This window comes from Jannaschia faecimaris, assembly GCF_900107415.1.
Classification (GTDB): domain Bacteria; phylum Pseudomonadota; class Alphaproteobacteria; order Rhodobacterales; family Rhodobacteraceae; genus Jannaschia; species Jannaschia faecimaris.
The window spans coordinates 148,037-159,927 of record NZ_FNPX01000003.1 but is presented as its reverse complement, the minus strand read 5'-3'; the positions used below and the strand labels follow the sequence as shown (position 1 = coordinate 159,927).

At 62.8% G+C, this 11,891-nt stretch carries 10 protein-coding genes; 5 read left to right on the top strand and 5 right to left on the bottom strand.

All coding sequences use genetic code 11. From position 1 onward, the window contains the following. Positions 1 to 30: 30 nt before the first annotated feature. From mutL to BLV27_RS05200, 4 genes are read left to right on the top strand one after another with little or no spacing between them, the layout of a single operon-like run. A complete protein-coding gene (gene mutL / locus BLV27_RS05215) occupies positions 31 to 1,824 on the top strand; it encodes a DNA mismatch repair endonuclease MutL (RefSeq protein ID WP_244504547.1) in 1,794 nt (597 codons plus the stop codon). Beyond that, a complete protein-coding gene (locus BLV27_RS05210; protein WP_092643476.1) occupies positions 1,821 to 2,849 on the top strand; it encodes a DNA recombination protein RmuC in 1,029 nt (342 codons plus the stop codon). Before mutL ends, BLV27_RS05210 begins: the two co-directional genes overlap by 4 nt. 29 nt (positions 2,850 to 2,878) lie before the next feature. Continuing rightward, a complete protein-coding gene (gene rnr, locus BLV27_RS05205) occupies positions 2,879 to 5,122 on the top strand; it encodes a ribonuclease R (RefSeq protein WP_092643473.1) in 2,244 nt (747 codons plus the stop codon). 32 nt (positions 5,123 to 5,154) lie between these two features. Continuing rightward, on the top strand, positions 5,155 to 6,393 hold the full coding sequence (locus tag BLV27_RS05200; RefSeq protein WP_092643470.1) for a lytic murein transglycosylase: 1,239 nt from the start codon (positions 5,155 to 5,157) through the stop codon (positions 6,391 to 6,393). On the opposite strand, the gene BLV27_RS20005 is transcribed toward BLV27_RS05200, so the two are convergent. The 5 genes from BLV27_RS20005 to BLV27_RS05175 form a co-directional block, all read right to left on the bottom strand. Next, the gene (locus tag BLV27_RS20005; RefSeq protein ID WP_092643850.1) at positions 6,390 to 6,989 is read right to left on the bottom strand and encodes a methyl-accepting chemotaxis protein; all 600 of its coding nucleotides are present in this window, start codon (positions 6,987 to 6,989) and stop codon (positions 6,390 to 6,392) included. The two genes, BLV27_RS05200 and BLV27_RS20005, sit on opposite strands and share 4 nt — an antisense overlap. Before the next feature lie 175 nt (positions 6,990 to 7,164). Beyond that, entirely contained in the window at positions 7,165 to 8,229 is a 1,065-nt protein-coding gene (pheS, locus tag BLV27_RS05190; RefSeq protein ID WP_092643466.1) for a phenylalanine--tRNA ligase subunit alpha, read from the bottom strand. 57 nt (positions 8,230 to 8,286) lie between these two features. Beyond that, a complete protein-coding gene (locus BLV27_RS05185) occupies positions 8,287 to 9,024 on the bottom strand; it encodes a MauE/DoxX family redox-associated membrane protein (RefSeq protein WP_092643463.1) in 738 nt (245 codons plus the stop codon). A 128-nt stretch (positions 9,025 to 9,152) separates the two neighbouring features. Then, positions 9,153 to 9,830, bottom strand: a complete 678-nt coding sequence (locus BLV27_RS05180) for an SGNH/GDSL hydrolase family protein (RefSeq protein WP_092643460.1) — start codon at positions 9,828 to 9,830, stop codon at positions 9,153 to 9,155. Between the two features lie 206 nt (positions 9,831 to 10,036). Further along, positions 10,037 to 10,699: a winged helix-turn-helix transcriptional regulator gene (locus BLV27_RS05175; protein ID WP_092643457.1), complete on the bottom strand. Its 663-nt coding sequence runs from the start codon at positions 10,697 to 10,699 to the stop codon at positions 10,037 to 10,039. 82 nt (positions 10,700 to 10,781) lie between these two features. On the opposite strand from BLV27_RS05175, the gene BLV27_RS05170 reads away from it, so the two are divergent. Further along, a complete protein-coding gene (locus BLV27_RS05170) occupies positions 10,782 to 11,888 on the top strand; it encodes an NmrA family NAD(P)-binding protein (protein WP_092643454.1) in 1,107 nt (368 codons plus the stop codon). Positions 11,889 to 11,891: the final 3 nt, after the last annotated feature.

The following is an 11,891-nucleotide window of genomic DNA, read 5'->3' as shown; positions in this document are numbered from 1 at the left end:
CCTAGGGGCATGGGCGCGCATGAACACAAGATGATCCTTCCTCGAATTCGTCAGCTAGACGAAGGGGCCGTAAACCGCATCGCCGCTGGCGAAGTGGTCGAACGCCCAGCATCTGCCGTGAAAGAGCTGGTCGAGAACGCGCTGGACGCGCAGTCAACGCGCGTCCAAGTCGATATTTCCGACGGCGGGCGCACTTTGATCCGTGTCACCGACGACGGACACGGAATCGCTGCCGCCGACCTGCCGCTTGCCCTGTCTCGCCACGCCACCAGCAAGATTGACGGCAGCGACCTGCTCAACGTCCATTCGTTCGGGTTTCGTGGTGAGGCCTTGCCGTCGTTGGGGGCTGTTGGGCGCCTGACGATCACGTCGCGCGCGACCGGCAGCGACGGCGCGGCGATGATCCATGTATCAGGCGGGCGGATCGACCCGCCGAAACCCGCCGCCCTGCGGGCAGGCACGGTCGTCGAATTGCGTGACCTGTTCCACGCCACCCCGGCGCGACTCAAGTTTCTTAAAACCGAGCGGTCCGAGACGATGGCCGTCACTGACACGATCAAGCGGTTGGCCATGGCAGAACCCGGCGTCAGCTTTATCCTGCGTGACACCTCTGATGGGGGTGACCGCGTTGTGTTCCGCGCCGACGCCGCCGCCACGCTAGCCGATCGTCTGGCGACCGTTCTGGGGCGCGATTTCGCTGCGAATGCGCTGGCTATCGATGCCGAACGCGACGGGGTCCGCCTGACAGGGCATGCCGGCCTGCCGACCTATTCGCGCGGTAATGCGGTGCACCAGTATCTTTTCGTCAACGGCCGGCCCGTCCGTGACAAGATGCTGACGGGTGCGTTGCGCGGGGCCTACATGGATGTGCTGTCGAAGGATCGGCATCCCGTCGCCGTACTTTTCGTGACGTGCGATCCGACGATGGTCGATTGCAACGTGCACCCCGCCAAGACCGAAGTGCGGTTCCGCGACGCCGGCATCGTCCGTGGCCTGATCGTCTCGGGTTTGCGCCATGCCTTGGCCGGGGCCGGGCACCGGGCGTCGACCACCGTTGCCAAAGCGACGCTTGGCGCGATGACGCCAGAGCGGCCCGCCTCCCCCGTCTACCAGATGGACCGGCCCAGCCTTGGCGCGCGCGCGGCCTCCTATGCCGCGCAGAGGCCTGAAATGCCAGGCTTCGCCGAACGCTCCGCCCGGATGGAACACCCTGTGCAAGAGCGAGCCTCTGAAACGCCGGCCGAGTCGATGCCCCTGGGGGCGGCTCGCGCACAGATGCACGAGAACTGGATCTTGGCACAGACTGAAACCGGAATGATCATCGTCGACGCACATGCAGCGCATGAACGGTTGGTCTATGAGAAGCTGAAGGCACAGATGCGCGACCACGGCATCCGGGCGCAGGCGTTGCTGATCCCGGAAGTGATGGAAGTCGGATCCATGGCCGAGCGTCTGTTGGACCTTGACCTGTCAAAGCTCGGGCTGGTGCTAGAAGGGTTCGGTCCCGGCACCGTGGCCGTCCGCGAGACACCGGCGATCCTTGGAAACTGCTCGGCCAAGGCGCTGGTACAGGACCTGATCGAGGAGTTGGAAGACGATGACGACGCCGACCCGCTCTCGCTTCAGTCACGGCTTGATGCGATCCTTTCGCGCATGGCCTGCCACGGCTCCGTGCGCACGGGCCGGAGGATGACCGCGCCCGAGATGAATGCCCTGCTGCGCGAGATGGAGGCGACGCCCCACTCGGGGCAGTGCAACCACGGCCGCCCCACGTATGTCGAGTTGCAGCTTTCGGACATCGAACGCCTGTTCGGACGTTCATGACGCTCAACCTGTCGGACCCGCTTGTTCTGGTTGCGATCGTCGGTGGGTTGATCGTTCTGATCCTGATTTTTCTGGTCGTGATGATGTTGGGCCGATTGCGTGATCTGACCCATACACAGGTACACCTGACAGGTGGCCTTTCAGCCCTGACCGATGCGCAGCGGCGGTCCGAAACCCAGGTCGGCGCAGCCTTGGGGGACAGCGCGACACGAACCGCACAGACACTGGGTGAGTTGCAGCAACGCCTTGCCGTGATCGACGCGGCGCAGAAAAAGATCGAAACGCTGTCGGGCGACGTCCTGGGCCTTCAGGACATCTTGTCCAACAAGCAGACGCGCGGTGCCTTCGGGGAAATCCAGCTACACGACTTGGTCGCCAAGGCCCTCCCGCCAGGCAGCTTTACCTGGCAGGCCCAGCTTTCCAATGGACGCCGGGCCGATTGCCTTGTGCATATGCCCGACCCGCCCGGTCCGCTGGTGATCGACGCCAAGTTCCCACTGGAAGCGTGGGAGTCTATGCTGGCCGACCCGGCCGACAAGGCACGCGTCACCACCTTCCGCGCCAGCATCCGCACCCACATCCGGGCCATTTCCGACAAGTACATCCTACCCGGCGAAACGGCGGACGGTGCCTGCCTGTTCCTGCCCTCGGAAGCGATTTATGCCGAACTGCACGCGCACCACCCCGAGGTCGTGCGCGAAGGCTTTGCCGCGCGCGTCTGGATCGTTTCGCCCACGACGATGATGGCGACATTGAACACGCTTCGCGCGATCCTCAAGGACCACCGGATGCGCGAACAGGCGGGCGACATCCGGCGCGCCCTGGCCGCCTTGGGGCGGGACGTGGAACTGATCGTCGAACGCGCGGCCAAGCTGGAGACCCACTTCGATCAGGCCCGGCGCGATGTAGAGGGCATCGCGACTGCCGCAGAACGCGCGGGCAAGCGAGCCGAACGGCTTGATACGTTCGACTTCGAGGAAGACGCCGCGAAACCCCGCCTTGCGCCGGTGATACGACGTGGATAAGCCCCCGGTGCCGTGCTAGCTGCCCCGGAATGAGCCAGATCCCCACCAAACCGCAGATCCTGCAATGGATCGCCGACAATCCCGCCCTGACCTCCAAGCGTGACATCGCCAAGGCGTTCGGGGTCAAGGGGGCTGCGCGTATCGACCTGAAGCGCCTTCTGCGCGAGTTGGAGGCAGAGGGACATCTGAGCAAACGAAAGAAGAGCTACGACGACCCGAACCGCCTGCCACCAGTCGCGGTACTCAAGGTCACGGGGCCGGACGCCGATGGCGATCTGTTCCTTGCCCCGCACGACTGGCAGGGCGACGCGCCCGAGCCGCGAATCCTGCACGTTCCTGCCAAGGATGACCCCGCGCTGGCCAAGGGCGACCGCGTGCTGATGCGCCTGATCGAAGTAAAGGGCGAGGATTACAGCCACGAAGGCCGGTTGATCCGCCGTTTATCGACCGGACCGCGCAAGGTCCTCGGCGTGTTCCGCGCCACCTCCGAGGGTGGGCGGATCGTGCCGGTCGACAAGGGCGTGATGGACGAATGGATCGTTCCCGCCGGAGCCACGGGCGGCGCGCGCGACGGCGAGTTGGTTGAAGCCGAGCAAACCGGCCCCAAGGGGCGCGTGGGCCTGCCCAAGGCCCGGATCATCACGCGGCTGGGTGACCCCGGTGCCGCCAAGGCCGTCAGCCTGATCGCAATCCACCAGCACGGCATCCGTGACGAGTTTCCATTGGACGCCATCGAGGAGGCCGAGAACGCGGAGCCGCCGATGCTCGACGGTCGCACCGACCTGCGCGACCTGCCCCTGATCACCATCGATCCGTCGGACGCGCGCGACCATGACGACGCCTGCTTCGCACAGGCCGACACCGATCCGGCCAACCCCGGCGGGCATGTCATCTGGGTCGCCATCGCCGACGTGGCGGCCTATGTGACGCCCGGCTCCGCACTGGACCGGGAAGCGCGGGAACGGGGCAACTCCACCTATTTCCCGGACCGTGTCGTCCCGATGCTGCCCGACGCCCTTTCCGGCGACCTGTGCTCGCTGCACGAAGGGGTTGAACGCGCCTGCATCGCCGTGCGCATGACCGTCAATGCGGACGGCCACAAAACCGCGCAGAAATTCGTGCGCGGGTTGATGAAATCACCCGCGGCCCTCTGCTACGAAGAGGTGCAGGCGGCGATCGACGGCGCGCCGAATGATCGGACAGCTCCGCTTCTTGAGGGCGTGCTAAAGCCCCTCTACGCTGCCTACGATACCCTGAAGATCGCACGCGACAGGCGGCAACCGCTCGCCCTCGACTTGCCCGAACGCAAGATCATTCTCTCGGACGACGGCAAAGTCACCTCCGTCGCGTTCCGCGAACGGATGGATGCCCACCGCCTGATCGAGGAGTTCATGATCCTCGCCAATGTTGCCGCCGCCGAGGAGTTGGAACGCCTGCGCACCCCCCTTCTGTTCCGCATCCACGAGGAGCCGGGCGAGGACAAGATCGACAGTTTGCGCCAAACCGCCAAGGCCAGCGGGTTCAGCCTGCCCAAGGGGCAGACCCTGCGCACCGAGAACTTGAACCGCCTGCTGCAGGCGGCGGCCGACACCGAGCTGTCGGAGCTGATTTCAATGTCCACACTGCGCGCAATGACGCAGGCCTATTACGCGCCTGGCAACCTGGGGCATTTCGGATTGGCGCTGCGCTCCTATGCGCATTTCACATCGCCCATTCGGCGATATGCCGACCTGATCGTGCACCGGGCCCTGATCACGGCGCATGGCTGGGATCCTGACCCGAAACGGGACGGACTGGCACCTGCCGACATCGAACAGCTCGAAACCACCGCCAAGCTGATTTCCGAGGCTGAGCGTCGATCGATGGTGGCAGAACGCGACACGAACGACCGCTACCTCGCGGCTTTCCTGTCAGACAAGGTGGGCGCGGAATTCGCGGGCCGCATCTCGGGCGTACAGGCCTTCGGGGTCTTCGTGCGACTGAACGAAACCGGGGCCGACGGCCTGATCCCGGTGCGCAGTCTGGGCAGCGAATATTTTCGTTACGACCGTGATGAACAGGTGCTGACCGGCACGTCGACAGGCACCGAAATCGGGTTGGGCCAACGGGTGACGGTGCGGCTGGCCGAAGCCATGCCGGTTACCGGTGGCCTGATCCTGGAGTTGCTCTCGATCGAAGGAGAGCCTCGCAAGGTGCAGCCCGCGCGCGGCGGTCCACCGCGGGGCAAAGGGGCGAAGAAGCGCAAATACAAGAAGGCCCCTCGTCGACGCTAGCATCACGCGAAACCACGCCCTAGAGTCGGGTCATGCGCGTTTTCCTCTTGCTTGCGATCCTGCTGACACTGCCTGCCGCCGCGCAGCAGCTCAGCCCCCGACCGACGGTTCGCCCGTGGGTGGCGCAGGGAGCCGATGTGACCATCTGGGTGCGCGATTTCCGGACTCGGGCTCTGGCCGCGGGAATCGACGCGGAGACCTTTGATCCGGCAATGGCAGAGGTCGAATACCTGCACGACGTTATCCGCCGCGATGCAAGCCAGTCGGAATTCACCAAGACGATCTGGGACTATCTGGACACCGCTGTCAGCGACTTGCGCGTGGCGAACGGCCGCGCAGCGGTCGCGCGCCATGCCGACGCCTTGGACCAGATCGAAACTCAGTTCGGGGTCGACCGCCATGTGGTCGCAGCAATCTGGGGTCTGGAGAGCAGCTACGGCGCATTTCGAGGGCGCATCTCCACGCTGTCCGCCCTGACCACGCTCGCTATCGGGTCAAGCCGCGCAGACTTTTTCGAAGATCAATTGATCGAGGCCCTTCGCATTCTGCATGATGGTCATACCACGCGCGCCGCGTTGCGCGGCAGTTGGGCCGGGGCCTCGGGTCACACGCAATTCATGCCAACATCTTTCCGCGATCATGCCGTCGACTTTACCGGTGACGGGCAGCGCAATCTCTGGGGCGACGACCCGAGCGACGCGCTGGCCTCTACGGCGGCTTATCTGAAGGCGAACGGCTGGGTGGCCGGTCAACCCTGGGGCGTTGAAGTGCGTCTTCCCGGAGACTTCGACTACCTGCTGACCGGGGAACAGGTCGAGAAAATGCCGGCAGAGTGGGCGGCGCTTGAGGTGCGAAGTGCCAGCGGAATGCCGCTGCCCGATGCTGGCCCGGCGTCCATCCGTGTGCCAGCCGGCCATGAAGGAGCAGCATTTCTCACCTTTTCAAACTTTCGCGTAATCGAGACCTATAACACGGCGGATGCATACGTGATCGCCGTCGGGCACCTGGCCGATCGGCTTGCGGGCGGACCACCGATCTTATCAGGTTGGCCCCGTCAGGATCGGGCGCTGACATTTGATGAGCGGATCGACCTGCAATTGCGCTTGCGCGAGGCCGGCTTCGACCCGCTGAAGATTGACGCGAAGATCGGGCCAGACACCCTGGACGCGATCCAGCGCTGGCAGGCGTCGCTGGCACTGAAACCCGATGGCTATGCCAGTCCACGCCTCTTGACGCGGCTGCGGGCTGTCACGGAGGGTGTGCAGCCCTAGGTGAAGGTTCGGCTCCGTCGCAGGCGATCGGCTGCTTCGTCTTCTGCCATGCGGTTCTTCATCCGTTGCAAAACCTCTGACGATTGTCGGGCCAGGCTACGGACCTCTTCTGCGATAACCTGGAATGATCGCCCTGACTCGCCGCCAGCGCGAGCCGCCTCGACCGAGGCATTGATGGAGATCAGGCCGATCATTCGCCCAATCCGCCCCATTTCGGTTAACATGCCGTCTACCAAAGCTGCCTTCTCAGCGGCGCGGGCAAGATGCGCTTCCGTTTCCACGTTTTCCAGTTCTCCCAAATGCTCAATGATCGCGACAATATCCGGAAATACTTCGTGCCGCGCACGACAGGCCAGCTTTGCCGCCTCCGCTCGCGTAAGATCCACGCGGTCGTCGGGTAACTCGGCCAACGTTCTCCCGAAGCCAAACAGAATCCGTCTTTGTCGAGCGATCTCCTTGATGTCTTTTAGGAATGCCCCGAGCTGATTGATCTCGGTCATAGCGGCGACATATTTGGCGCGGGTGCCGAGGAACTCTTCGACCAAAGCGGCGCGCTCCGTTTCATCGCTGGCTGTCGTCACGAGCACGGCCAACATCCCCGCATTGAGCGCGAACCCACGGCACCGGCCAATAATGCGAAGTATTTCGGGCAGTTTCCCATCAGTGGAAGTCTTGCCTGCGATCGCGGGCCTGGCACGCAAAGTTGTATTCACCGGCGATATCCTCTCGACTCATTGCCAGAGGATGTATCAGTCCATGCTTTCCAGACGGTTAACCCACGTGACGCGCAGGGGCATGCAGCGCCGAAAACCCATAGTGCCGCAACCAGCGCAGGTCGCTGTCGAAGAAGGCCCGCAAGTCGGGGATGCCGTATTTCAGCATCGCAAGTCGGTCGATTCCGATGCCGAAGGCGAATCCCTGGTACACCTCTGGGTCAATCCCGCCCGCGGCCAAGACCTTGGGGTGCACCATACCGGAGCCCAAAATCTCCATCCAGTCGTCGCCCTCTCCCAGCTTCAAGGTACCGCCTTCCCAGCTGCACCGGATGTCCACTTCGGCCGACGGCTCGGTGAAGGGGAAGTGGCTTGCGCGGAATCGCAGTTCGATCTCGTCTATCTCGAAAAAGGCGCGACAGAATTCTTCCAAAACCCACTTCAGGTTCGCCATGGAGATGTCGGTGTCGATGGCCAGCCCCTCGACCTGGTGGAACATCGGCGTATGCGTCTGGTCGTAGTCGGCACGGTAGACGCGACCGGGACAGATGATGCGCGTTGGCGCACCGGATTTTTCCATCGAGCGTATCTGAACCGGGCTGGTGTGCGTGCGCAACACGTGCGGCGGGCGATCATCGCCTTCGCCACGGGCCATGTAGAACGTGTCCATCTCGGCCCGCGCGGGGTGGTGACCGGGAATGTTCAGGGCATCGAAATTATACCAATCCGTCTCGATCTGCGGACCTTCGGCCACGGTAAAACCCAAATCGGCGAAGATCGCTGTGACTTCTTCGGTAACCTGGCTGACGGGGTGAATCGTCCCTTGGCGACGTGCACGGGTCGGCAGGGTGACGTCCAGCCACTCATTGCGCAACCGCTCGTCCAGCGCGGCATCCTCAAGCCCTGCCTTGCGGGCAGCGATCGCGGAGTTGATCTCCTCCTTCAGGGCGTTGAGCGCGGGGCCAGCCTGCTGCCGCTCCTCGGGTGTCATCTTGCCCAACTCGCGCATCTTCAGCGCGACCTCGCCCTTCTTGCCGACCGCGGCCAGGCGCACGGCTTCCAGCGCGGCTTCATCACCGGCGGCGGTGATCTGGCCCAGGTACTTGTCGCGAAGGTCGTCCATGTCGTGCCCCTATCAGAACGGTGGCTAGGTAGCCCGGGCAGGCCCCGCGCGCAACCGTCAGACCAGCTGCGTCACCCCCCACAGCCCCAGCGCCATCATCGCCAGGTTTTCAGTCAGGGACACGAACCCGAGCGGCACGTTTGATCCGCCGCCGACGCAAGCGCATTTCAGTTCCCGCCTGTCAATGTAGACGGCCTTGAACACCGATACCGCGCCGACAGTTCCGATGAACAGCATCGCAGGCACGGCCAGCCAATGCAGGAGCCCCGCGATCATGAGCACGCCCGCGCCCGTCTCGACAAAGGGGTAGATGTAGCCATAGCGAATCCAGCGTTTCGCCAGCAGATCGTAGTTGAGGAACATGGTCGCGAACTTGTCGACATCCTGCAGTTTCTGCGCGCCGAGGAAACACATTGCGGTCGCCACGAACCACGGAACCACCTGCCCCTGCAACAGCACACCGTCCACGCGCCAGCTGATCGCCATCGCGATCAGGAAGGATACGGCAAAGATCATCAGGACCGGGCGATATGTGGTCGCATTCGGATCGCGAACCGTCTGGCCGAAATGGCGCTTCAGGTCGTCAAAGCCGCCGATCCGCTCGCCTTCGATGAACGCCTGAGGGAACTTATCCACCCCCATCTCGGCCTTGCGTGCATCGATTTGCGCTCGGTCCACCAGCTGACGGTCTTCGACCTTGTATCCCTTGCGCTCCAAAAGGGCCTTGGCCTTCAGGCCGTGGGGGCAAGTGTGCTTTTCCATCACCATGCGGTGCAGCGTGGCTGTTTTGGTCATCGGTCGTCCTTTCCGGCAGCGGTTGCGCTGCCGCGTGTTTTTACAATGTCTGCGACACCTTCACCGCACGCGCACAAGCCGCAGAACGGTGTCGTGATGGGGAGATAGGGCCTCCAGTCACTGGAGGGTCAAGAGGCACGTTCGAATTCCTGCATCGCACGTGCCAGATTTTCGCCGATGACGGCGCTGCCCCGCGGGCTGGGGTGAATCAGGTCGCGGAAATACAGGCTCCGGTCCGCCGTATCGATTACGGTTCCCGAGTCGAAGAACAACAGACCGGCATCCCGCGCGGCCAATTGCGTCATGCGGGCGTTGATCGTGTCGAATGCTCCTTGGCAGGGCGTGAACCCGGTAGAGGCGGCATCGGCCCCATCGTAATAACCGACAAAGGCAACCTTTGCACCCGTCGACCTGATACGGTCGATCAGATCGGGGATATCACCCCCCAAGCCGGGCGAAATCAGCCCGTTCAGGATGTCTGCTTCCGCCGCCGTGCGACAGTTTCCGCGCAGGTCATTGCCGCCGCCGGTAAGGATCACCCAATCCCATCCGTCCCCGGCGAATTGCTCGGTAATGTCGAAACCCAGCGCGCCCGCCACGCCATTCGGATGGGTCAAATGCGCCGCCGATTGCGCCTCATCCAAGACGGGGCGACCAAGCTGCGCCTGAACCGCTTCGGGGATACCCTGAGCGCCATTCCAAGCCATGACGCTGTCGCCTATGGCGAGAATCGACGTGTCGGAGGGCGGGGATCCGGCGCTGACGCAGGCGGACAGGACAAGCGGCAGAAGAGCGATATGGCGCATTTTGATCCTTAAAGGTAACGTCTTACGGGCAAGATGCGGCGAACGGGGTGAATTTCAACCGACCCGCACCAAGGCAGTCCGCGACGCGATTGGTTCATCTCCCGGAGGATACAGGCAGACCTTGGAGGTGCCCGGAAGGCCAGCGCAAAAAGGCCCCTGGCGTCATCCTCCATCGGTCGCGAAAGAGCCGCGCCGGAGGGTGCGCCTCAACCGCTGAACTCACCTATGGCCGAGGTCAGCAATGCGAACATTTCCGTATCCTTGCCCGGCGTCCGGACGTTCACCAGGCAACGGTCCGTAACAAACGCGGTCAGGTCCAACTCCCCCTCGGAGACCTTGAGCAGCGCATCGTAGGACGTTTCGAGGCTGACATCCGGTGCTGTCGAAGCGCGATAAAGCATCTCCGCCCGACCATTTCTAGCCTTCAGGGTCATCTGCTCTCCATTGATGACGATCGCAGCCTCGAAATCATATGCTGCTGTGACAACGCGCTGGCAGGCCGTTCCCAGGGTCACGGCCACCGTCCGTAGATTACCGGGGGCTACTATATCCCCTTCCGGGTCGAAGCCGGCACCGAAGATCGCCAATTCGAAGATGATGTCGCGCGTGGCCGCCCCGCGGTCCGTCAGTTCGTAGAGCATCGCGCCATGCGCGCCCTCAACCTTGGCCACCAGCCCGTCGGCCAACAGCTTGGCCAGACGATCGGTGAGCAGGTTCGCGGCAATCCCGGTCAGTCCCTTTTGCAGGTCCGTGAAACGGGCTGGCCCGGCAAGCAAATCCCTCAGGATCAGCAATGTCCACCGATCCCCGATGCGATCCAGCCCGCGCGCAATCGGGCACAGCAGTCCATAACTACGCGGCTTCGCCATCAGAACCTCACAATATTTTTACTTTATAATATAAAGTATCCACTTTAAATATCCAATGGAGCGATGAGCCAGAGGTCTTTCCATGTCAACACTCCCCAAAATTCTCGTCACCAGCGCAGGCGGTAAAACCGGCATGCGGGTGACGCTTCAATTACTTGAAAAAGGTGCCCGCGTGCGTGCCTTCGTGCGCCGCCAGGATCACCGCGCAGACTTGTTGAAGAGTGCGGGAGCCGACATCTTCGTGGGCAACCAGTATTCTCTTTCCGATCTGCGCGCGGCGATGAAAGGCGTGCAGCGGGCCTATCAATGTGCCCCGACCGCGCCAAATGGATTGCACTTCAACGCGGCTTTCACGGCGGCCGCATACGATGCGAAGTTGGAACACGTCGTCACGCTGGGGCAATGGCTTTCCAGTGTCGATCACCCCTCGCTCTTCACACGCGAAGTCTACATCAGCGACGTCCTGATCGGAATGCGCGCCGAAATGTCCGTCACGACAGTCATCCCCGGCTGGTTCGCCGACAATTACCTGATGGTCCTTGATATGGCCGCGCATCTCGGCCTTCTGGCGATGCCCCTTGGCAACGGCGAGATCAAGAAAAACGCCCCCCCGTCCAACGAGGACATTGCCCGGGTCGCGGTCGCGGCACTGATCGACCCCGAAACACACGCGGGCAACTCCTATCGCCCCACGGGTCCGGCACTTTTGTCACCAAATGACATTGCCGCGGCAATGGGGCGAGCATTGGGAAGACGAGTCAGTTACCGCGAAATATCTGAAAAGATGATGCTAAAGGCGCTTAAGGCCATGCCGCCGTCGAACTACTCCGAAGCTGCGGTATCGCAACTGGCTATTTACGCCGACGAGTATCGGCGCGGTGCTTTTGCGGTGAATGCGCCGACCGATGTGGTGGCCGAAATCGGCGGACAGGCACCCGAGGATTTCACGAGCATCGTGCGCCGCACAATTGCCGCCCGCAGCGATCTTGGGCGCAGTGCCGCGCGCACTTTGGGAGCACTTGGCGGCTTTGCAAAGATGCTGCTGACACGACCACCAAACCTGGCCCTGATCGAGGCCAACCGCGACTTCGTTCAAATCGCCGCGCCGCGCTTCACCCAAGACGATGTGGCGTGGACCCAGACGCACGCCGCAAACCCGAAAACGAAAAGTTCAAAGAAGGCCGCTTGATAT

Excerpts from the sequence above, each read along its gene's own strand:
- BLV27_RS05200 (WP_092643470.1), top strand. The coding sequence starts at position 5,155 with ATGCGCGTTTTCCTCTTGCTTGCGATCCTGCTGACACTGCCTGCCGCC.
- BLV27_RS05185 (WP_092643463.1), bottom strand. The coding sequence starts at position 9,024 with ATGACCAAAACAGCCACGCTGCACCGCATGGTGATGGAAAAGCACACT.
- BLV27_RS20005 (WP_092643850.1), bottom strand. The coding sequence starts at position 6,989 with ATGTTGGCCGTGCTCGTGACGACAGCCAGCGATGAAACGGAGCGCGCC.
- BLV27_RS05180 (WP_092643460.1), bottom strand. The coding sequence starts at position 9,830 with ATGCGCCATATCGCTCTTCTGCCGCTTGTCCTGTCCGCCTGCGTCAGC.
- pheS (WP_092643466.1), bottom strand. The coding sequence starts at position 8,229 with ATGGACGACCTTCGCGACAAGTACCTGGGCCAGATCACCGCCGCCGGT.
- mutL (WP_244504547.1), top strand. The coding sequence starts at position 31 with ATGATCCTTCCTCGAATTCGTCAGCTAGACGAAGGGGCCGTAAACCGC.
- BLV27_RS05210 (WP_092643476.1), top strand. The coding sequence starts at position 1,821 with ATGACGCTCAACCTGTCGGACCCGCTTGTTCTGGTTGCGATCGTCGGT.
- BLV27_RS05170 (WP_092643454.1), top strand. The coding sequence starts at position 10,782 with ATGTCAACACTCCCCAAAATTCTCGTCACCAGCGCAGGCGGTAAAACC.
- rnr (WP_092643473.1), top strand. The coding sequence starts at position 2,879 with ATGAGCCAGATCCCCACCAAACCGCAGATCCTGCAATGGATCGCCGAC.
- BLV27_RS05175 (WP_092643457.1), bottom strand. The coding sequence starts at position 10,699 with ATGGCGAAGCCGCGTAGTTATGGACTGCTGTGCCCGATTGCGCGCGGG.